16 protein-coding genes and 1 pseudogene are annotated in these 21365 nt (G+C 70.3%); 13 read left to right on the forward strand and 4 right to left on the reverse strand.

Features of this window, described 5'->3' with window-relative positions:
• The first annotated feature begins 31 nt into the window (after positions 1-31).
• The 7 genes and pseudogenes from ABT004_RS08930 to ABT004_RS08960 all read left to right on the forward strand — a co-directional run bounded on the left by ABT004_RS08930 (position 32) and on the right by ABT004_RS08960 (position 10866).
• Complete coding sequence (locus ABT004_RS08930) at positions 32-1441, forward strand: DUF4192 domain-containing protein (RefSeq protein ID WP_351333037.1); 1410 nt, start codon at positions 32-34, stop codon at positions 1439-1441.
• Between the two features lie 167 nt (positions 1442-1608).
• Positions 1609-3791: pseudogene (locus ABT004_RS08935) on the forward strand (glycogen debranching N-terminal domain-containing protein).
• A gap of 107 nt (positions 3792-3898) precedes the next feature.
• A complete protein-coding gene (locus ABT004_RS08940) occupies positions 3899-4660 on the forward strand; it encodes an NUDIX hydrolase (RefSeq protein ID WP_351333039.1) in 762 nt (253 codons plus the stop codon).
• 223 nt (positions 4661-4883) lie between these two features.
• A complete protein-coding gene (locus ABT004_RS08945; protein WP_351333042.1) occupies positions 4884-6827 on the forward strand; it encodes an ATP-binding cassette domain-containing protein in 1944 nt (647 codons plus the stop codon).
• Between the two features lie 163 nt (positions 6828-6990).
• Positions 6991-7875, forward strand: a complete 885-nt coding sequence (locus ABT004_RS08950; RefSeq protein WP_351333044.1) for a FadR/GntR family transcriptional regulator — start codon at positions 6991-6993, stop codon at positions 7873-7875.
• 456 nt (positions 7876-8331) lie between these two features.
• Positions 8332-9882, forward strand: coding sequence for an RNA polymerase sigma factor (locus ABT004_RS08955; RefSeq protein WP_351333047.1), 1551 nt, complete (start codon positions 8332-8334; stop codon positions 9880-9882).
• 159 nt (positions 9883-10041) lie between these two features.
• Positions 10042-10866 carry a serine protease gene (locus ABT004_RS08960; RefSeq protein WP_351333049.1) on the forward strand — a complete coding sequence of 275 codons (825 nt, stop codon included), beginning with the start codon at positions 10042-10044 and terminating at the stop codon, positions 10864-10866.
• Between the two features lie 102 nt (positions 10867-10968).
• Here ABT004_RS08960 and ABT004_RS08965 read toward each other — a convergent pair whose 3' ends face one another.
• A complete protein-coding gene (locus tag ABT004_RS08965) occupies positions 10969-11199 on the reverse strand; it encodes a DUF7455 domain-containing protein (protein WP_266714963.1) in 231 nt (76 codons plus the stop codon).
• A gap of 440 nt (positions 11200-11639) precedes the next feature.
• On the opposite strand from ABT004_RS08965, the gene ABT004_RS08970 reads away from it, so the two are divergent.
• From ABT004_RS08970 to ABT004_RS08995, 6 genes are all read left to right on the forward strand, one after another.
• Positions 11640-13763 (forward strand): DNA gyrase/topoisomerase IV subunit B, encoded by a 2124-nt coding sequence (locus ABT004_RS08970; RefSeq protein ID WP_351333051.1) that lies wholly within the window; start codon positions 11640-11642, stop codon positions 13761-13763.
• Positions 13764-13958: 195 nt separating this feature from the next.
• Positions 13959-14465: a DUF1453 domain-containing protein gene (locus ABT004_RS08975; RefSeq protein ID WP_351333052.1), complete on the forward strand. Its 507-nt coding sequence runs from the start codon at positions 13959-13961 to the stop codon at positions 14463-14465.
• On the forward strand, positions 14462-15619 hold the full coding sequence (locus tag ABT004_RS08980) for a sensor histidine kinase (protein ID WP_451190071.1): 1158 nt from the start codon (positions 14462-14464) through the stop codon (positions 15617-15619). The genes ABT004_RS08975 and ABT004_RS08980 overlap by 4 nt, the downstream gene beginning before the upstream one ends.
• The gene (locus tag ABT004_RS08985) at positions 15616-16323 is read left to right on the forward strand and encodes a response regulator transcription factor (protein WP_351333054.1); all 708 of its coding nucleotides are present in this window, start codon (positions 15616-15618) and stop codon (positions 16321-16323) included. Before ABT004_RS08980 ends, ABT004_RS08985 begins: the two co-directional genes overlap by 4 nt.
• A 105-nt stretch (positions 16324-16428) precedes the next feature.
• Positions 16429-16962 (forward strand): DUF485 domain-containing protein, encoded by a 534-nt coding sequence (locus ABT004_RS08990; RefSeq protein ID WP_351333055.1) that lies wholly within the window; start codon positions 16429-16431, stop codon positions 16960-16962.
• Entirely contained in the window at positions 16959-18569 is a 1611-nt protein-coding gene (locus ABT004_RS08995) for a monocarboxylic acid transporter (RefSeq protein ID WP_351333058.1), read from the forward strand. The genes ABT004_RS08990 and ABT004_RS08995 overlap by 4 nt, the downstream gene beginning before the upstream one ends.
• 16 nt (positions 18570-18585) lie before the next feature.
• Here ABT004_RS08995 and ABT004_RS09000 read toward each other — a convergent pair whose 3' ends face one another.
• From ABT004_RS09000 to ABT004_RS09010, 3 genes are all read right to left on the reverse strand, one after another.
• Entirely contained in the window at positions 18586-19263 is a 678-nt protein-coding gene (locus ABT004_RS09000) for a response regulator (protein WP_351333061.1), read from the reverse strand.
• Positions 19260-20912: a sensor histidine kinase gene (locus ABT004_RS09005; protein ID WP_351333063.1), complete on the reverse strand. Its 1653-nt coding sequence runs from the start codon at positions 20910-20912 to the stop codon at positions 19260-19262. Before ABT004_RS09005 ends, ABT004_RS09000 begins: the two co-directional genes overlap by 4 nt.
• Positions 20913-21088: 176 nt before the next feature.
• Positions 21089-21325, reverse strand: coding sequence for a hypothetical protein (locus ABT004_RS09010; protein WP_351333065.1), 237 nt, complete (start codon positions 21323-21325; stop codon positions 21089-21091).
• Positions 21326-21365 lie beyond the last annotated feature (40 nt).

Genomic DNA, 21365 nt, shown 5'->3' on the forward strand with positions numbered 1-21365 from the left:
GGAGCGCCGCGTTCCGGGGCATGGTCGGCGCATGACGAATCACAGCGAGCCGACCGGGCTGGTCGGCGAAGCAAAGATCACCCTTCGCACGGCAGGCGAACTTGCCGAGGCGCTCCCGTACTTGCTCGGGTTCCGGCCCGACGACAGCATCGTCCTGGTCGCCCTGCACAAGGGGCGTTTCGGCGGTCGTGTGCGCCTGGGCATTCCCGAGCGCACCGAGGACTGGCATGCAGTGGCGCGACAGATGGCCCAGTGTCTGATCGGCGAATGCGAGCGCAGGGACGGCCACCCCGACAGCGTCGTGGCGTTCCTGTGCCAGGACGCCCCGACCCCGGGCCCCGACGCGGGGCTGCGGATCATGCAACAGCTCAGGCCCCTGGCCCAGCTGCTGCGCACCGAGTGCGGCGGCCTCGACGTGCCGGTCACGGAAGCGCTGTGCCTCTCGGAAGGCAGGTATTGGTCGTACTGCTGCGCGCGCGCCGAGTGCTGCCCGGTGGAGGGCAACGTGATCGCGACCGACGGCACCTCGGTGATGGCGGCCACGGCCGCCTTCGCGGGCATTCAGGTACGGGGGTCGCTGGGGCGGATGAAGGCGCGCCTGGCCGTCTTGGAGACAGCGCTCGTCACGGATCAGACGCGCGCCCTCGATGCGGCGGCGATGGACCTCGTGCCGAGGATCTTCGCCGGGACACCTCGCCAGGAGGTGGAGGCGGCGACGCTGGATCTGGCCCGCCTGGTCATGCTGCGCTTCGCGGACGCGCCGGGAGAGGTTGACGCGCTCGCGGCCGACCTCAAGGACGACGAGCTGTTGGCACACGATGAGGCCGCGTCGCTGATTCTCGGTCTCCAGGACCGGCTGACCAGAGACCGGGCGGCGGAGTGGATGGAGGGCGCGGAGGCCGTCCACGCCCTGCGCCTGTGGCGGGCGCTGGCCCGCCGGTGCGTCGGCCCCTACGGGGAGTACGCCGCCGCGCCGCTGGCACTCGTGGGGTGGGTGGCCTGGTCGCTCGGCGACACCGTTGAGGCGGACCAGGCACTGGAGATGGCCCTCGGCGCCGACCCGCGGTACACGTTCGCCCGCTTGCTCAACGAAGCGCGGGCCGACGGGCTCGACCCCGAGCCGTTGCGGCGCTCCCTGCGAGTGGGGCGGACGGATCCGGATGCGGACTCGGCACCGGACACGCCGTCCGGAGTGGTCGATGACGACTGCACGAGTGCCACCGGAGTCGACGGCTCTCGACCCTCGGCGGTGGCCGTCCCCGGAGGCGCCGCCGATCCAGGAATGTCCCGTGCCACCCGAGGCCTGGAGGCCGCCCTGCGTCGGCGGGGCGAGCGGCGTCCCGGAGCTGGGACGCGCCCTGCGCGGGCGGGTGCGCGTGCACCCCGGCGGCCGACGGAGCTCCGCCGCCCCAGGCGCCAGCGGAGCAGGGGCGACGGATGAGGGCCGGCTGCCCCGCGGGCCCGCTTTCTCGCTTCGTGGCCCTGCGGCGTTACTTGGAGTGGGCGCGCCCCGTTCATCTGGGTGAGCGGTGGCGGCGGCCGGGTCGCACCGCCGAGGTGCAAGGCAGGCCGGCGGCGTGCCGTACCCGCAGGGGGAGGGGAGCGAAGATGACGTCCCACGCTTCGCCGCAGTACGCAGCCACGGTGCGTGACGATGATGTGCCCCGCGACCACCTCGCGGTCCGTGAGACGCCGAGGGCGACGGGCGCACCCGGCCCGCAGCGTGCCCCCGATGACGTTCCGGCCGGCCCCGCGCAAGGGCGACCACGTACGCCACTGGGCCACCCGGCGCTGCAGGCGCCATCGACGGGACCGGCCCGCGCGCTGTGGCGGAGCACGGAACTTGCGCCGGTTCACGAGGCGCTGATCTGTGTCGCGCTGCCCGGCCTCGCGATCTCTTCCAGCCAGGGCCAGTTGACGGGGCAAGGGCTTGAAGGCTTCTACCACCGGGGTAGACGCCTGCTGTCGCGCTGTCAGATTCGAGTGGCGGGGATGGAACCGCTTGCCGTGCAGTCCCGCATGATCTCCTCCGACCGGGCTTGCTTCACGGCCACCCTGCGGGTGGCCTCGGATGCCGGGCCCGATCCGGACGTGGTCGTTGAACGGATCCGGCGCGCGGAGGGCACGGAGGACATCACGCTGCACAGTTCCGCGCAGCGGACACTGCGGCTGCCGCTCGAAGTGGCGCTGGGCACCGACGTCGCCGAGATCGGTGCGGCGGCAGCCGGGAGCGGCGGGCGAGAACTGCCCGCCACGGTTCACGGCTCCGGACTGCGCTGGTCGTCGCCGACGGGCAGCGGGCCGACCGTCCTGGTCACGGTGACGCCACCACCGATGGACGCTCTGGCGTCCGCCGGCCTGCTGCGCTGGGAGTTCGAGCTTCCGCCGGGCGGCAGACGCACGGTGCGGTTGCGGGTACGGGCAACCGACGAGGGCGCCGGCAGTGCGGCGGGGTACGGCGCGATCCGGCCGTTCGCCCTGGCCACGGCACAGGGGGACGACCCGCGTGTGGGCCCGCTGCTGCGCGCCGGCATCTCCGACCTGCAGGCGCTCCTGGTGCGTGATCCCGCGCATCCGGCGGACGTCTGCGTGGCCGCGGGCGCTCCGTGGCGCTGCGGTCCGGCTCCCGCCGAGGCGCTGGCGGCCGCCCGGATGACCCTGCCGCTGGGGACCGGGCTCGCCTTCGGCACGCTACGAGCCCTGGCCCGTACGCAGCTGCGCGAGCCTGGAGCGGCGTTCGGAAAGGTGCCGGGGCCGCGGCGGCAGGCGGGTGGGCAACTGCCGCCCAGTTGCACAGGGATCGAGGCCACTCTCTTGTTTCCGGTCCTGCTCGCCGAGGCCAGACGCTGGGGTCTGGGGGAGTCCGAGGTGGCGGGGTTGCTGCCGACCGCCGAGCGCTGTTTGCAGTGGCTGTGGACCACTGCCCGCGAATGCCTCTACATCCCGGACCCCAGCCCGGGTGGCCCTCATCGGTGCGAGATCCAGGCGCATGCCCATCGGGCCGCTCTGCTCGGCGCCGACCTCTTGGACGCTCATGACAGACCTGGCGGCGGTGAACTGCGCCAGTGGGCCGAGGAACTGCGGCGGCGCTTCCAGGAGGACTTCTGGGTCGAGGACCGCGGCGGGGGTCGACCGGCGGCCGCGCGCACGGCGGATGGGCGCAGGTCGGCAGGGCTGGGTGGTGGCGCCGCCCACCTTCTGGACACCGGGATGCTCGGCGGGGGCGAGCGGGCGCCGGGCCTGCTGGACAAGGTGCAGACCGAGCACCTCGCAAGATTGTTCGGTGGGCCGGGGCTCGACTCCGGATGGGGGCTCAGAAGCCTGGGGGTGAAGGAGGCGTCGTACAACCCGTTCGGGCACCGCTCGGGAGCGGTACGGGTGCACGAGACCGCTGTCGCCGTCGCGGGCCTGTCCGCTGCTGGCTACGAGAAGGAGGCGGCGTCCCTGATCAGAGGCGTCCTCGACGCGGCCGACGCTTTCGACTGCAGGTTGCCCGAGATGTACGCGGGCTGCAGCGGGTCGAGGGAGGCATTCCGCTGCCACACCCCGCCGCGTGCAGACCCGCTGCCGTGTCGGCGGCGGCCGGAGTGCACCTCCTGGCCACCCTCGCGGGCATCCGCCCCGACGTGCCGGCGGGGACGGTGACGCTGTCGCCGATGCGAAGTGCCCCGCTGGGCGAGATCGGGCTGACCGGGCTGCGGGTCGCCGGGCAGGCGTTCTCCGTACGCGTCAGCAGGCTCGGCGTCGCCATGGTGGAGGAGGCGGCGGATGAACTGCAGTTGGGGGTGTGACGGGCGCGGACCCGGGCGGACCGGGGCCACCGCGCGCCGCCCGATACGAGGCGGAGCACGGGAGCCAAGGGAGTGTTTATCGTCAGGCAGACGACTATGATCGTTCCATGTCGCCCTACGACCCATCGGCCTTTCCGCCCTTCGCAGTCACCGTCGATCTGGTCGTGCTGACCGTGCGCCGTCACGCGCTGTGTGCGCTGGCGGTACGCCGTGGTGAACCGCCGTTTCAAGGGCGTTGGGCCTTGCCCGGCGGGTTCGTACGGGACGAAGAGGCCCTGACGGCGGCGGCCGCGCGCGAGCTGATCGAGGAGACGGGGCTGTGCGCCCACGACCCGATGACACCGGCGCAGGACAACGGCGCGCACCTGGAGCAGCTGGCCACATACGGCGACCCGAAGAGGGATCCCCGGATGCGTGTGGTCAGCGTCGCCCACCTGGCGCTCGCCCCTGACCTGCCCGCGCCGCGTCCCGGCGGCGACGCGCACAGCGCACGGTGGGCCCCCGTGGAGGCGCTGCTGAAGCGCGGCGGCTACGGGCGCGAGGACGAGCAGGCGGCACCGTTGGCCTTCGACCACGCGCAGATCCTGGCGGACGGCGTGGAGCGGGCGCGCTCCAAGATCGAGTACTCCTCGCTCGCGACGGCGTTCTGCCCGTCCGAGTTCACCGTCGGCGAGCTGCGCCGCGTCTATGAAGCCGTGTGGGGTGTTGCCCTCGACCCGCGCAATTTTCACCGCAAGGTGACGGGCACGCCGGGTTTCCTGGTGCCGACCGGCGGCACCACTACCCGTCAGGGCGGTCGGCCGGCCCAGCTCTTCCGGGCCGGTGGGGCCACGCTCCTCAACCCGCCGATGCTCCGACCGGAAGCCTGATCGATTCCTGGGGGACGCGGGGCGGCGCACGCTCGGTGTGGGCGGCGATCGATGGGTCACGGCGTACTGGAGCAGGCCCGGAATCGCGGGCACTCCCGTCAGCACGATGCCCGAAAAGTGCTAAATATCGCGTTATCTTGCTGCAGTACAAGGGGTTTGCCCGTCGCCCTGCCGGCGGGTGGGTCCCGGCCGCCGAGCGGTCGCCCATCCTGCGAGAGAAGCGATGATCCAGGCCACCGGACTGACGAGTAACGCACGCAAGGGGAGCCCGCCCGCGGTCGACGACGTGTCCTTCGACGCGCGCGCCGGCCGCGTCACCGCCCTGCTCGGCGCACGGCGGTCGGGCAAGACGACAGCTGTACGCCTGATGCTCGAACTCCAACAAGGCCGTGGCGCCACCTACTTCAGAGGTCGCCCGCTGCACCGCATCGCGCATCCCGCGCGGGAAGTCGGCGTGTTGCTCGGCGATGTGCCGGGACATCCGGCCCGAACGGTCCGGGGGCACCTGCGCATGCTCTGCTCCGCGGCCGGCGTGCCCGTGAGACGCGCGGACGAAGTACTTGAAGTGGTGGGCCTCGTAAGCCTGCGACAGGAACGCCTGGGCACCCTGTCGCGCGGCATGGACCGACGGCTCGGGCTGGCCTGCGCGCTGCTCGCCGATCCCCACACGCTGGTGCTCGATGACCCCGCGGGCGGCCTCTCCGCCCGGGAGGGCAGGTGGCTGCACGGCATCCTGAGGTCGTATGCCGCACTCGGTGGCACGGTCCTCTTCACCACCAGCGACGCCAAAGAGGCGGCCCGGGTCGCCGACCGCGTCGTCACGCTCGACGCCGGCAAGGTGGTGGCCGACCAGGATGTCGCCGACTTCGCGCGGACCCGGCTGCGGCCCCGGGTCGCTGTCCGCAGCCCGCACGCCGCGAGGTTCGGCGTCCTCCTGGCGAAGGAGGCGCGCACGGCCAAGCGCTCGGTCGAAGTGGTCACGGAGGACGGCAGTCGACTCTCTGTGTACGGCAGCACCTGCGCGGACGTCGGGGACATCGCGTTCCGGCACGGCGTCCTCGTGCACCAACTCGCCGACGAGATCGGCGATGCGGGCCCTTCGGCGGCGGTACCCGTGGTCACCGAAGGCCGGTCGGACAGCGACGGTGGCGATGCCGACACGGGCCCCCACGCCCCAACCGGCGTCGGGAGTGACAGCCGGACGCATACCCCTGCGGCGACCGCGCCCCTCAACCCCCTCACCCCCACCAGTACATTCGTGCCACTCGCCGATGCCGCGTCGCCTCCGGCGGCACAGCCTCGAACCGCCTCGAACGACCGTGCGCCTGACGCCGAATCCGCACGCGATACGCCCGTCGCACTCCCGACGTTGCCGCCACCGATCACCGTGCGCACCGCCCGCGGCCCGCTGCGTCCGGTGCGCTACGAACTGCGTCGCGCGACCGGCATCGCGACCGGACATGTCACCGTCGCACTCGTTCTCGCCGTCTCCGCACTCCTTTCCGTGCTGCTCGCACGTACCGGACACACGTCGCAGCCACGTCTGATCGCCGCCTGGCCGCAGGTGCTTCCCCTGCCGCCCGCCGCCCTGGGCGCGGGACTGCTCGGTGCCTTCGCCTTCGGCGACGAGTTCCGCCACCCCGCACTCGCAGCCGACCGCGGAACCGTCCCCCGCCGCCTGGGACTTCTCGCCGCGAAGCTGCTCGTCGGCGCGGCGGCTGCCCTCCTTCTGGGCGTGCTCACCGTCGCCTGCGATGCCGCGCTGCTCCACCTCGTATACGGATCGGAGCTCACACAAGTTCCCGCCGAGTGGCTTTCCCTGAGTGCGAGTTGGCTCGCTCTGGTCGTCGGGTGCGCCTGGGCGGGCGTCCTCGCGTCCGGTCTGTTCCGGTCCACGGCGGCCGGACTGGCCGCCGTGGTGGCCGTGCCGATCATCATCGTGCCGCTCGTACAGAAGGTCTTGGAGGGACCATCTGTGCGAACGGCGGCGGGACTTCCGGGGCGCCTGCGTGATCTTGCCCTGGTGGACTGGCCGTTCGGGATCGAGCGGTTCGCCGCTGCCGGAATGCGGATGATCACTCAACCCGTGGGCGGCGCGCTGATGTTGTCGCTGGGTGCTCTGCTCTGCGCATATCTGCTCACAGCACTGCGTACCCGGGTGCGGTGACGACCGGCCGACGTCTTCCGGTGCCTCGCTGAGCGCAACTCCCCGTGGAACGCCCATTTCTTTCCGATAAGGCGTCAAGTGCGGCGAGGAGGGAGATCACCCTTTCGTGTGCTTTTCACCAAAGACCTCAAGGGAGTTGGGGACGGCGCCGACAACAGATTCCGTGAGTACCCTTGCGCACACCATGATGACCGCCGCCCGCTCCGCCGACTCCGGCCTCGCAGGACCGGGCGAACTCGACCGCTACCCCTACATGGAGTCGACCGCCGGGCGCGTCGGCGGCCCTGCGTGGGAGAGCCCGGACCCGGATCTCGGCCGGGTGGGCCGACGTGCCGGGGGCAGCCGGGGGCGCGGTCTGCACGGCCAACTCGTCCAGCAGCTCGGGCAGATGATCGTCTCCGGCGATCTCGGCGCCGACCGCCCGCTGGTTCCGGAGGAGATCGGCCAGCGATTCGAGGTCTCCCGCACCGTCGTTCGTGAGTCCCTGCGTGTACTGGAGGCCAAGGGCCTCGTCAGCGCCCGGCCGAACGTCGGCACGCGCGTGCGGCCGGTCAGCGACTGGAACCTGCTGGACCCGGACATCATCGAATGGCGCGCCTTCGGGCCGCAGCGCGACGACCAGCGGCGCGAGCTGAGTGAGCTGCGGTGGACGATCGAGCCACTCGCCGCGCGGCTCGCCGCGGGTCACGGCAGGGAGGACGTGCAGCAGCGACTGGCCGACATGGTGGAGATCATGCGGCACGCGCTCGGCCAGGGCGACTCGATCACGTTCTCGCGCGCCGACGCGGAGTTCCACTCGCTGCTCATCCAGCTCGCGGGCAACAGGATGCTCGAGCACCTCTCCGGCATCGTGTCCGCCGCCCTGCACGTCTCCGGCGGTCCCGTCATCGGCTGCGACCGTCCGAACGAGGCGGTCGTCGTGCACCACGCGCGCATCGTCGACGCGCTCGCCGCGGGCGACGGCGCGGGCGCCGAGGCGGCCATGCGGCAGCTGCTCATCGTCCACCCCGAGGTGGAGCGCGTGGTGCCGGCTCCCCGCGAGCACTGACCGCGCCAGGGGCGCGGCAGGGCGAGGGAGGGCGAACCATGTGTCGCCGGACGGTGCCGCATGTGCGACGTGGGTACGGAGCATGTGTAGGAGGGCGCCATCCGGCGACTCGAGGCGTAGGCGGAAGGCCCGTTCTCCTCTAGGAGATCCGTTTCTTCGAGGTCGTTATGTGCCCGGACGAGTTCAGCCGCATGGCCTGTTCTGTCCGTATCGGTCAGTCTTTGACCGATAACGTGGTGTGACTCGGGCCACGCAGATTGGGCGTAACGCTCTTCGGGGCAGCGCGATGACCTAAGAGGTGACAGCCGAGGAGGGAATACAGCAGCCGCTTGTGGCGCTGTCCATCTCCCAGGCTCCTGCCCGCGCCGTCGGCCCATCCCCAAGCCGGCGGTCGTCGGCTCCGGTCCACACAGGACGGGGCCGGAAGCCGTTTTCCAACGTTCCGAGAGGTTGTTCGTGTCGGCCAGCACATCCCGTACGCTCCCGCCGGAGATCGCCGAATCCGTCTCTGTCATGGCGCTCATTGAGCGGGGAAAGGCTGATGGCCAGATCGCCGGCGACGACGTGCGCCGTGCCTTCGAAGCCGACCAGATTCCGGCCACTCAGTGGAAGAACGTTCTGCGCAGCCTCAACCAGATCCTCGAGGAAGAGGGTGTGACGCTGATGGTCAGTGCCGCTGAGCCCAAGCGTCCCCGAAAGAGCAGCGTCGCAGCCAAGAGTCCGGTCAAGCGCACCGCGACCAAGACCGTCGCGGCCAAGACGGTCACCGCCAAGCAGGTCGCCGCCACCGCCACTCCCGAGCCGCCGGCCGTCGAGGCCGTCGACGAAGAGGCCGAGTCGGCCAAGAAGGCTGTGGCGAAGAAGGCGCCGGCCAAGAAGGCCGCTGCCAAGAAGACGGTCGCCAAGAAGGCTGCCGCGAAGAAGACCGCCACCAAGAAGGACGACGACCTTCTTGAGGACGAGGCGACCGAGGAGACCACCCCCGCCGCCGGTAAGGCCGGCGAGGGCGAGCCTGCCGAGGAGAAGGAGGGGCAGGGCTTTGTCCTGTCCGACGACGACGAGGACGACGCGCCGGCCCAGCAGGTCGCCGCCGCCGGTGCCACCGCCGACCCGGTCAAGGACTACCTGAAGCAGATCGGCAAGGTCCCGCTGCTCAACGCGGAGCAGGAGGTCGAGCTCGCCAAGCGCATCGAGGCCGGCCTGTTCGCGGAGGACAAGCTGGCCAACGCCGACAAGCTCGCTCCCAAGCTCAAGCGCGAGCTGGAGATCATCGCCGAGGACGGCCGCCGCGCCAAGAACCACCTCCTGGAGGCCAACCTCCGCCTGGTGGTCTCCCTGGCCAAGCGCTACACCGGTCGCGGCATGCTCTTCCTGGACCTCATCCAGGAGGGCAACCTCGGTCTGATCCGTGCGGTCGAGAAGTTCGACTACACCAAGGGCTACAAGTTCTCGACGTACGCCACCTGGTGGATCCGTCAGGCGATCACCCGCGCCATGGCCGACCAGGCCCGCACCATCCGTATCCCGGTGCACATGGTCGAGGTCATCAACAAGCTCGCGCGCGTGCAGCGCCAGATGCTCCAGGACCTGGGCCGCGAGCCCACCCCGGAGGAGCTGGCCAAGGAGCTCGACATGACCCCTGAAAAGGTCATCGAGGTCCAGAAGTACGGTCGTGAGCCGATCTCCCTGCACACCCCCCTGGGCGAGGACGGCGACAGCGAGTTCGGTGACCTCATCGAGGACTCCGAGGCCGTCGTACCGGCCGACGCCGTCAGCTTCACACTCCTCCAGGAGCAGCTGCACTCCGTGCTCGACACCCTGTCCGAGCGTGAGGCGGGCGTCGTCTCCATGCGCTTCGGTCTCACCGACGGTCAGCCGAAGACCCTCGACGAGATCGGCAAGGTCTACGGCGTGACGCGTGAGCGCATCCGCCAGATCGAGTCCAAGACGATGTCGAAGCTGCGCCACCCGTCGCGCTCGCAGGTCCTGCGGGACTACCTCGACTAGCCACAGGCGCTGTACGGCCCTCAGAAGGCCCGGCACATTCCCGCTCGCGGGAATTGTGCCGGGCCTTCGTCGTCGGCTGTGGGCGGATCCTCGCAGTGCGCGGCGTGTCGCACTGAATGACTCTGGGTGTGCCGTTGCAACCCTGAGTGAGGAGACCGTATGCGTCGCTCTTTCACGAGAGTGCTGACCGCCCCACTGGCCGCGGCGGCGGTGCTGCCGTTGGCTTGTCCCCAGCCAGCGGCCGCCGACGAGGGAATTGTCGGAGGCCGTCAGGTCGACGCGGCCAAGAGTCCCTGGACCGTGGCGCTCGCAAGCCGTGACCGGTTCGGCGGTACCCGCGCGGGTCAGTTCTGCGGGGGAGTGGTCGTCGGACGGTCGACGGTCCTCACCGCGGCGCACTGCCTGAGCGAGGACGTACTCGGGGTGCCGCGCGATCAGGTGCGGGACCTCAAGGTGATCTCCGGCCGCGGCGATCTCGAGACGTCCGACGGTGACGAGCTGTCCGTGCGCAGTGAACGAATCAATCCGGCGTACGACAGCCGGACGAACGCCGGCGATGTGGCGGTCCTCACACTCGCCACGCGGCTACCCGAGGGATACGTGCTGCCGATGGCGCACGACGGTGACTCGGCGTACAAGGCCGGCACCGGCGCGTCCGTCTACGGGTGGGGCGACACGACGGGAGCGGGCGACTACGCCCATACGCTGCATGCCGCGAAGGTGCGTGTGCTCGCCGACGCCGAGTGCAAGCGGGCGTATCCGCCGGGCGGCACGGACGGGACGTACAAACCCTCGTCGATGCTCTGCGCGGGCGAGTCCGCCGGTGGCAAGGACGCCTGCCAGGGAGACAGCGGCGGGCCGCTGGTCGCCAAGGGCAAGCTGATCGGTCTTGTGTCGTGGGGGAGTGGGTGCGGGCGCGCGGGCAGCCCGGGTGTCTACACCCGCGCCTCGGAGGCGCTGCGGGTCCTGCAGGGGCGCGCCTGACACGACGTATGGATACGAGGACGGGCGGCTGCCCCTGGGGTCAGGGGCGGCCGCCCGATCACCGGCCTGATGCCGGAGCTGGCTCGTCGTGTGTGCGAGGCGTCAGCGTTCCTCGGTCTCGGCGCTTGCCGGATCGGCGGTGAGCCGCTCCGTCTCGTCCTGTATCTCAGCGGCGATCTTCTTGAGTTCCGGCTCGAACTTGCGACCGTGGTGGGCGCAGAAGAGCAGTTCACCACCGCTGATCAGAACGACGCGCAGATATGCCTGGGCGCCGCAACGGTCACAGCGGTCAGCGGCCGTCAGGGGGGTCGCGGGGGTCAGAACAGTAGTCACGTCGCCTCTTCTCTAGCTCGACGAGCTGTCGTACCAGGGTCAACATCCAACCAGGCCGAAAACGTTCCCGCTCGCGGCTTTTCCTCGAAAAATTTCTCCGAGGCCGGCTGTCTGTCGCCGGGTGGCGGCGAATGTGCCGTATTGCGTCTCTAACGTCTTACGGGTTCGCGCGTTCTGTCAGGTCGGTCCTCCCCCGGCTGGTTGCCGGTTTGTTCATGAGGACGTGCCCGGAGCCTAAATGGTTCATGCCTGGAAGGGAACGTGATGTGGGCGTCACTCCATCGAGGGATCGAACATTCATACGACCCTGGACTAGTCTGGGCTGAGGTGAGGGTGGCGTGACAAAGGCTCTACCAGGCCTCGGTACCCTCTGAACGGCGACCGACGCCGGCCCTTCATTCGTGAGGGGCCCATCTGAAATTCAGCGAGGAGCGAACCGCGTGACCGCCGATACGTCCGTGCCGTCCACAGCGCTGCTGACCGGAGCAGACCGGGACGGTTCCAACTACACCGCGCGGCACCTGCTCGTCCTTGAGGGGCTCGAAGCCGTACGCAAGCGTCCGGGCATGTACATCGGCTCGACCGACAGCCGCGGTTTGATGCACTGCCTCTGGGAGATCATCGACAACTCCGTCGACGAGGCCCTCGGTGGCTACTGCGACCGCATCGAGGTGATCCTGCACGACGACGCCTCCGTAGAGGTGAGGGACAACGGCCGCGGCATCCCCGTGGACGTCGAGCCCAAGACAGGCCTCTCCGGGGTCGAGGTCGTCATGACCAAGCTCCACGCGGGCGGCAAGTTCGGAGGCGGCGCATACGCGGCCTCCGGCGGTCTGCACGGCGTGGGCGCCTCCGTGGTGAACGCGCTGTCGGCGCGCCTCGACGTCGAAGTGGATCTCGGCGGGCACACGCACGCCATCAGCTTCCGGCGGGGCGTCCCTGGCGCCTTCGCCAAGCCTGGACCCGACGCGTCGTTCGACCCCTCGGCACGACTGAGCAAGGTCAAGAAGGTCCCGAAGGCACGCCGGGGGACCCGCGTCCGCTACTGGGCGGATCGCCAGATCTTCCTGAAGGACGCCAAGCTCTCCCTCGGGGATCTGCACCAGCGCGCACGGCAGACCGCCTTCCTGGTGCCAGGGCTGACCATCGTCGTCCGTGACGAGTTCGGTCTCGGCGAGGGCGGCAGCAAGGGCGAGGAATCCTTCCGTTTCGACGGCGGCATCAGTGAGTTCTGCGAGTACCTGGCGCAGGACAGGCCGGTCTGCGACGTCCTCCGCTTCACCGGGCAGGGCACCTTCAAGGAGACCGTCCCCGTGCTCGACGAGCACGGCCAGATGACGCCGACCGAGGTCCAGCGCGAGCTCGCTGTCGACATCGCGCTGCGCTGGGGCACCGGGTACGACGCGAGCATCAAGTCGTTCGTGAACATCATCGCCACGCCCAAGGGCGGTACTCATGTGGCGGGCTTCGAGCGCTCGCTCACGAAGACGATGAACGAGGTGCTGCGCGCCCAGAAGGTGCTGCGCGTGGCCGAGGACGACGTCGTCAAGGACGACGCCCTGGAGGGCCTTACGGCCGTCGTCACGGTGCGTCTGGCCGAGCCGCAGTTCGAGGGCCAGACCAAGGAGGTCCTCGGTACCTCCGCGGCCAACAGGATCGTCGCGAATGTCGTGGCCACGGAGCTCAAGGCGTTCCTGTCGTCCACCAAGCGCGATGCCAAGTCGCAGGCCCGCGCCGTCATGGAGAAGGCCGTCGCCGCGGCCCGTACCCGCATCGCCGCGCGTCAGCACAAGGACGCGCAACGCCGTAAGACGGCTCTGGAGTCCTCGTCCCTCCCCGCCAAGCTCGCGGACTGCCGCAGCGACGACGTGGAGCGCAGCGAGCTGTTCATCGTCGAGGGCGACTCCGCGCTCGGCACTGCCAAGCTCGCCCGGAACTCCGAGTTCCAGGCCCTGCTGCCGATCCGCGGCAAGATCCTCAACGTTCAGAAGTCGTCCGTGACGGACATGCTGAAGAACGTGGAGTGCGGCGCCATCATCCAGGTCATAGGAGCTGGGTCCGGTCGGACCTTCGACATCGACGCGGCGCGCTACGGCAAGATCATCCTGCTCGTCGACGCCGACGTCGACGGCGCGCACATCCGTACGCTGCTGCTGACGCTGTTCCAGCGCTACATGCGGCCGATGATCGAGGCCGGCCGTGTCTTCGCCGCCGTACCGCCCCTGCACCGCATCGAGCTGGTCCAGCCGAAGAAGGGCCAGGACAAGTACATCTACACGTACTCGGACCGGGAACTGCGCGAGACGCTGCTCGAGCTCCAGCGCAAGAATGTGCGGTACAAGGACTCGATCCAGCGGTACAAGGGTCTCGGCGAGATGGACGCCGACCAGCTCGCGGAGACCACGATGGACCCGCGCTACCGCACGCTGCGCCGGATCAACATCGGCGAGCTTGAGGCGGCGGAGCATGTCTTCGACCTGCTGATGGGCAATGACGTGGCGCCCCGCAAGGAGTTCATCAGCAGCTCCGCCTCGACCCTCGACCGGTCGCGCATCGACATGTAGCTGTGGCGACGATGAGGCCGGGGGACGTGCCGAGCGCGCTCCCCACCACGCAGTCCACATCATGCGGCTCCACCCACGGGTGGAGCCGCATGATCCACCCGTGGTCCACCCCGGGTCCGATCTCCTGACCTGCCGGTTTCCGTAGCGTCGAAGGCGTTGAACCACTTCGCTCCCGACCGCTCCACGGAGGCAGTCATGTCCGGGCTCCCCACCGTCTTGGTGATTGTCGCCGTCGTCGCACTCGTCCTGGTGCGCCAGTTCAAGACGGAGCGCCTGTCCGGCGACCGGAAGTGGTGGCTCCTGCCTGCGATCCTCGCGGTCCTCGCGGTGAAGGACGGCGGGGTGACGGATCCCCACCATGTGACGGGTTCAGCCGTGCTGCTTGCCGTCGAGATACTGGTGAGCGTGGGCATAGGTGTCGGGTGGGCGTTCACGACCCGCGTCTGGACGGACGAGCACGGCGACGTGTGGACCAAGGGCACCGTCGCGACGGCAGGTGCCTGGCTCGGTGGGGTCGCGGCCCGCGCGTGCGTGGCCGGCATCGGTCTGGCGCTGGGCATCCATCTCGGCAGCTCCGGCCTGATGCTCGGCTTCGCCGTCTCGCTCCTGGTCCGCTCGGGCCTGCTGATGCTGCGGGCCGACCGGGAGCGCTCGGCGTACGTTGGTCCTGTCGCCCAGCCGGCGTGGGAGGACCGTAGGTGATCCGCGGAAACTGGACGAAATGGCCCTCCCGGGAGGCGCTCTCCCGCGAGGGCGTCACCCGTGCCAGAGTCATGCTCACCCGCGCGGTGCGGGTGGTCGTGGTCGTGGTCCTGGTGTGGACCGCCGTCACGCAGCGCGACGTCAGCGAATGGGCGCTGATCCTCGCCCCCGTGCTGCTGATCGTTTGCGCGGTGGCAGCGTGGGCCTTCTTCCGCACCACGCTCGACCACCGACTGTGGCCCTCTCTCGGGCTGCTGGCGTTTCTGGTGGCGGTCGCCGTGCTGGCTCAGTGGGCCGGATTCATCGGGCCGGCCATCGTGCTGTGGTGCGGCTGCGCGGTCTCGGCGCTGGAGCGGCTGCCCCTGGCCGCGTGCGTGCCCGCCACCGTGGTGGCACTCACCGGGTTCGCGGTGGTCAACAATGACGCCTGGCTGACCACCGCCGCCGTCGCTGTCGGCCTCTGCCTCTCCGGGTACGTGCTGCGTCTGGACGCGGAGGCGCGGGGAAGTACGCAGCGGGCCCTGGAGCAGGAGCGTGCCGCGCGTACCGCCGAGGCCGAGTCGGCGGCGCTCGCCGAGCGGTCGCGCATCGCACGCGAGATCCACGACGTCCTCGCACACAGCCTCTCCGCCCAACTCGTGCATCTGGAGGCGGCCCGGCTCCTCATCGAGCGCGGTGCGGACCGGGACCAGATCCTCGAGCGCGTCGTGGCGGCGCGCGGCATGGCCCGGGACGGACTCGACGAGACCCGGCACGCCCTGTCCGCGCTGAGGGGCGAGACGACACCGCTGGAGGACTTCCTACGGGAGCTGGTCGCGGCCTCGGACGGGGCGGCGCTCACGGTGGAAGGCGGGCGCCGGCCGCTGCCCGTCGAGGCGTCCCAGACCGTGCGCAGGGTCGCGCAGGAGGCGCTGACGAACGTCCGCAAACACGCGCCGGGCGCGAAGACGGACATCCGGCTGGAGTACTGGCCGGGCGAAGTGGCCCTGGAAGTACGGGATTCGGGAGCTTCCCGGCCTCACGAGGAGCTCACTGTCAGTGGTGGCGGTTACGGTCTGTTGGGGATGAAGGAGCGTGCCGAGTTGTTGGGTGGCACGCTCGAGGCGGGGCCGTACGAGGAGGGTTTCGTGGTCAAGTTGAAGGTTCCCGTATGAGCGGAGCAGAGGCGGGGGAGCGCGCGGGGAAGCCACCGGCCCGCGTGCTGGTGGTAGATGACCAGACGGTGGTGCGTGAAGGCATCGTGATGCTGCTCGGACTGCTGCCCGGCATCGAGGTCGTCGGCTCCGGGGGAGACGGTGAAGAGGCGGTCGCGCTCGTGGCCGAACTGTCCCCGGACGTCGTTCTGATGGACCTTCGTATGCCGCGCTGCGACGGTGCGGAGGCGACCAGACGGATCCGGCAGGAGTACCCGGGCACCCAGGTCGTCATCCTGACCACGTACGCCGATGACGAGTCGCTCTTTCCGGCCCTCAGGGCGGGAGCGCGCGGCTATCTCACGAAGGATGCCGACGGGGACGAGATCGTCCGGGCGGTGGAGGGCGTGCTGTCCGGTGACGCGGGCCTCTCGCCGCAGATTCAGCGGCGGCTCCTGGAGAGACTGTCGCAGCCCGAGACCACCGTGCCGGTTCCCATAGAGCCACCCGACGGCCTCACGGCGCGGGAGGCCGAGGTCCTGGTGCTGATCGCCGACGGTCTGACGAACCAGGAGATCGCCCGGGCGCTGCATGTCTCCACGGCCACGGTGAAGACCCACATCAACAACCTGTTCGCGAAGACCGGACTCAAGGACCGTGCCCAGGCTGTCCGTTACGCGTATCGACACGGACTCGCGAAGCCGCCGGGGGCGCCCATCACCTAGCCCATCACCTAATGGGGTGAAGGGGCTGCGGAGAGCGTCCGGGATCTTCCCGATCTGTCCATCCTTGGTCCGCGGCCGCAGTGGGCCGCGGACAAGGAGAGTTCGGTGGACAAGCACGACGGGCGCGCGGCCGCGCGGCCCAGGGCCGTTGCCACGAGGGGCAGCGGCGATCCCTGGTACGGCGAGCCGGACTCGGAATGGGGTGATTGGCGCGGCCCGGGCGTGCAAGTGGCTGCTGTGCCTGCCCCGGCCGTACCGTCCGAGCGGAGCGCGGCGGGGGTCTACCTGGAGGTGCAGCGCAGCGCGGCGTTTCAGGAGGTGCGCAGGCGCTACCGGCGATTCGTCGTCCCGGCCACCGCGCTCTTCTTCGCCTGGTACGTCGCGTACGTCGTGACCGCCACGACGGCGCCCGGCCTGATGGCCCAACCGGTCGCGGGCGTCGTGAACGTGGCGATGGTGGCAGGCCTCGGGCAGTTCGCCAGTACGTTCCTGCTGACGTGGCTGTACGCGCGCCATGCGCGGCTGCGCCGCGATCGCGCCGCACTCGAACTGCGCTGGGACACACAGGAGATGACGCGCGGCATCGTCGAGCAAGCGCGCGTGAACGGTACTGCGCCTGGCGAGGGTGGCCGACTGTGACCGGGGCGCACCAGACTCTGGCGCTGGTCCTGTTCAGCGCGTTCGTGGCGGTCACGCTCGCCATCACGACCTGGGCGAGCCGCAAGCGACACGGTTCGGCGGAGGAGTTCTACGCGGGCGGCCGGCTGTTCTCGCCCATGGAGAACGGATTCGCCATCGCGGGTGACTACATGTCGGCCGCGTCCTTCCTCGGTATCTCCGGTCTGATCGCACTGTTCGGCTACGACGGGCTGCTGTACTCGGTCGGCTTCCTTGTGGCCTGGCTCGTGGTCCTCTTCCTCGTGGCCGAACTGGTGCGCAACTGCGGCCGGTTCACGCTCGCCGACGTCGTCGCGGCCCGGATGCGGGAGCGGCCGGTGCGCATCGCCGCGGGAACTTCCTCGGTCACCGTGTCCGTTCTCTATCTGGTGGCGCAGATGGTGGGTGCGGGAAGTCTGGTCGCGCTGCTGCTGGGGAAGGCGAGTGGCGCCGCGCAGGCCTGGACCGTCGTCGGCGTGGGCGCGCTCATGGTCATCTACGTGTCGATGGGAGGGATGCGGGCCACCACGTGGATCCAGATCGTGAAGGCCGTCCTGCTCATGGGCGGGGCGATCGTCCTGACGGTGCTCGTCCTGGCGCGCTTCCACGGCGACTTCGACCAGCTGCTGCGCACCGCCGCGGCGCGCAGCGGGCACGGATCGGACTTCCTCGTGCCCGGTCTGAAGTACGGCGGGAGCTGGACCGCTCGCTTCGACTTCATCAGCTTGGGCCTCGCGCTCGTGCTCGGCACGGCGGGTCTGCCGCACATCCTGTCGCGCTTCTACACCGTGCCGACCGCGCGGGCCGCGCGCCGCTCGGTCGTGTGGTCCATCGGGCTCATCGGCAGCTTCTACCTGATGACGATCGTGCTCGGGTTCGGTGCCGCGGCTCTCGTGGGCCCCCAGGCCGTACGGGGCTCGAATGCCGCGGGGAACACGGCGGTACCGCTGCTCGCCCTCGACCTGGGCGGCGGCGCGGACTCCACGGGTGGCACGGTGCTGTTCGCGATCGTCGCCGCGGTCGCCTTCGCCACCATCCTCGCCGTCGTCGCCGGGATCACGCTGGCATCCTCGGCCTCCGTGGCGCACGACCTGTACGCCTCACTCCGTAACGGCGGCCCCGACGGAAGGCCCGGTGGCAGGCAGTGGAGCGAGGTCGCGGTGGCGCGGATCGCCGCGGCCGGTGTCGGCGTGGTCGCGATCGGCCTCGGGCTGCTCGCGCGGGACCTGAACGTGGCGTTCCTGGTCGGGCTCGCGTTCGCGGTCGCCGCGTCGGCCAATCTGCCCGTGCTGCTCTACTCGCTGTTCTGGCGGGGCTTCACCACGCGGGGCGCTGTGTGGTCGGTGTACGGCGGCCTGGTGCCCGCGTTGGTGCTCGTGGTGCTGTCCCCGGTGGTTTCCGGGAGCCCCACGTCGCTGTTCCCCGGCGTGGACTTCCAGTACTTCCCGCTGGAGAACCCCGGGCTCGTCTCGATTCCGCTCGGCTTCCTCGCGGGCTGGCTGGGCACCGTGACCTCCCCCGAGGAGCCGGACGATGCCAAGCACGCGGAGACCGAAGTGCGGGCGCTGACGGGCGCGGGGGCGGTCTGAGGGGCCCCCTGGGGAGTCAGCGGCTGGCGGCCCACTCGTAGCGGTGCTCGGGCCGCCCGGTGTCGCCGTACTTGAGGCTCAGCCGTACCCGCCCGGTCCGCTCCAGGAGCTTGAGGTAGCGCTGGGCGGTCTGCCGGCTCAGCCCGGTGGCATCAGCCAACTCCTGTGCCGAGAGGGGGCCTTCAGCGGTCATCATGGCCCGGCGGACCAGCTCGGCGGTGGTGGGCGAGTGCCCCTTCGGCAGTTCGGGCGCGGGCCCGGCGGAGAGCGCGCCGAAGATCTGGTCGACCTCCGCCTGCTCCGCCTCGCCGCCGCCATCGAGGGTGCGCCGCAGCCGCGCGTACGCCTCCAACTTGCCCCGCAGCCCCGCGAACGAGAACGGCTTGACCAGGTACTGCAGCGCCCCGTGACGCATCGCGGCCTGTACGGTCCCCACGTCGCGCGCCGCGGTCACCATGATCACGTCGATCTGGTGGCCGCGTTCGCGGACCGTCCGCGCGAGTGTCAGGCCCGTCCGGTCCGGCAGATAGTGGTCGAGCAGCACCAGATCGACATGGAGCTCCTCGATCCGGTCGAGTGCCTCCGCCGCACTGTGTGCGGTCGCCACGACACGGAAGCCGGGAACCTTCGCCACATAGGCGGCGTTGACGTCGGCCACGCGGACGTCGTCGTCCACGACCAGTACGTCGATCATCGGGCCTCCTCGGTCACATCCGGCACGTCCAGCACGTCCACGGTGAGAGCCTCCGGCAGGACGACGACGAATTCGGCGCCCCCCAGCGGCGACCGGGTCACCTCGGCGGCGCCGCCCTGCCGCTCGGCGAACCTGCGCACCAGGGCGAGCCCGATGCCGCGCTTGCCGTGGGCCGGTGGCTCCTTGGTGGACCAGCCTTCCACGAAGACGCTCTCCCGCTGGTCGGCGGGGACGCCAGGACCCGAATCGCGTACCCGTAGGACCGCACTACGGCCCTCGGCCCGCAGGACCACCTCCACGCGCGCGTGCTGACCCGAACCGGAGGCCGCGTCCATGGCGTTGTCCACCAGGTTGCCGACGATCGTGACGAGGCCGCGCGGGTCGACGAGGCGGTCCGGCAGCCAGGTGTCCCCGGAGATGCCGAACGCGACACCACGCTCCGCGGCCACGGTCGCCTTGCCCACCAGCAGGGCGGAGAGCAGTGGGTCCTCGATCCGCTCGGTGATCTGTTCCGCGGTCACCCGGCGCGACCCCGCCACCTCGCCGACGAAGTCCACGGCCTCCTCGTACATCTCCAGTTCCAGAAGGCCCAACAACGTATGCATGCGGTTCGCGTGTTCGTGGTCCTGCGCGCGCAGGGCGTCGATCAGGCCGCGGGTGGAGTCGAGTTCGCGGCCCAGCTGCTCCAGCTCGGTGCGGTCGCGCAGGGTGGCGACCGCGCCCCCGTCGTCGGTGGGCATCCGGTTCGCGACCAGGACGCGCTGCCCGCGGACGGTGAGCAGGTCGGTCCCGGAGACGTGCCCCGCGAGCACATCCGTCGTACGCCCCGCCCCCAGCGCCTCGTCCAGCGGCTGTCCGATCACCTTCGGGTCCACGCCGAGCAGCCGCTGCGCCTCGTCGTTGAGCAGGCGTATCCGCCCGCCACGGTCCAACGCCACGACCCCCTCGCGAATACCGTGCAGCATGGCCTCACGCTCGGCCAGCAGTGCAGAGATGTCCGAAAAGGCCAGGTCACGGGTCTGCCGCTGGACCCGCCGCGAGATCAGATACGCGGCGAGCGCCCCGACGGCCAGGGCTCCTCCCGCGTACGCGAACAGCCCCGGGATGGCGTGGATGAGGCGCGCGCGGACGCTGTCGTACTCGATGCCGACCGAGACGGCGCCCACGATGGCCCCGTCCGGGGCCTTGAGGGGGACTTTGCCGCGCGCGGAGCGGCCGAGCGTCCCGTCGTCGATCTCCATGACCGCGCGGCCCGCCAGCGCCTCGCTGGGGTCCGTCGACACGACGTGCCCGATCCGGGTGCGATCGGTGTGCGACCAGCGCACGCCCTCCCGGTTCAGAATCACGACGTACTCGGCGCCACTGGCCCGGCGGATCCGCTCCGCCGCGGCTTGCACGGGACCGTCCGGGCTCGGCCGCGAGGAACGCAGCTCCTCGGCGATCCGAGGCTCCGCCGCCGTGGTCTGCGCGATGGCCAGAGCCCGGCGCATCGCCTGGTCGTCGAGCTGGTCGCTCAGTGGCGCCAGGAACAGCCCCGTCGCCAGCACCGCCACCCCCGCGGCGATCGCCACCTGCATCAGCAGCACCTGGGCGAACACCCGTTTAGGGAGGCCGAAGCGCAGCCGACGGGCAGGAGAAGTGGAGCTCATGGCTCAGAACGGTACGGGCCCGTCGGCCCTGGTCGAAGACCTTGTGGCGCGGATCTCCTCCGCCGCTTCCGACCGGGGCGGGGAGGAGGCACTGCGAGGTGAGAGGCGCGACGAAGGCCCGGCGGGCGCTGCTGCCGGGCCTCGGATGCTGTCCTGACGGAATCCGCCTACGGTCGTCAGTTGTCCGGGATGTCCCCCTTGGCGCGTACGAGCGTCTCCCGGTTCACGATGACGATGCGCTCGTAGTCGGCGACCCCGGCGTCCGAGGGGAGTTCACGTCTGAGGTCCGCGGTGGCCTCTGTCCCGATCACGGCGAAGTTCCCATCGCTGAGTTCGAAGACATCGGGGCAGGTGGCGCCGGAGCTGCTTCCGCGTGCGCTCGGGGGCACCCCGATGCGGCGTACGATCTTCAAGGGAACCGGATTCCTTCTCGGGGCGACGTTACGTCGCCAC

It is taken from the genome of Streptomyces sp. NPDC002790 (assembly GCF_040295505.1).
GTDB lineage: Bacteria > Actinomycetota > Actinomycetes > Streptomycetales > Streptomycetaceae > Streptomyces.

Coding starts and splice junctions, on each gene's coding strand:
- ABT004_RS08930 (WP_351333037.1), top strand. CDS start 32: ATGACGAATCACAGCGAGCCGACCGGGCTGGTCGGCGAAGCAAAGATC.
- ABT004_RS08940 (WP_351333039.1), top strand. CDS start 3,899: ATGTCGCCCTACGACCCATCGGCCTTTCCGCCCTTCGCAGTCACCGTC.
- ABT004_RS08945 (WP_351333042.1), top strand. CDS start 4,884: ATGATCCAGGCCACCGGACTGACGAGTAACGCACGCAAGGGGAGCCCG.
- ABT004_RS08960 (WP_351333049.1), top strand. CDS start 10,042: ATGCGTCGCTCTTTCACGAGAGTGCTGACCGCCCCACTGGCCGCGGCG.
- ABT004_RS08975 (WP_351333052.1), top strand. CDS start 13,959: ATGTCCGGGCTCCCCACCGTCTTGGTGATTGTCGCCGTCGTCGCACTC.
- ABT004_RS08985 (WP_351333054.1), top strand. CDS start 15,616: ATGAGCGGAGCAGAGGCGGGGGAGCGCGCGGGGAAGCCACCGGCCCGC.
- ABT004_RS09000 (WP_351333061.1), bottom strand. CDS start 19,263: ATGATCGACGTACTGGTCGTGGACGACGACGTCCGCGTGGCCGACGTC.
- ABT004_RS09005 (WP_351333063.1), bottom strand. CDS start 20,912: ATGAGCTCCACTTCTCCTGCCCGTCGGCTGCGCTTCGGCCTCCCTAAA.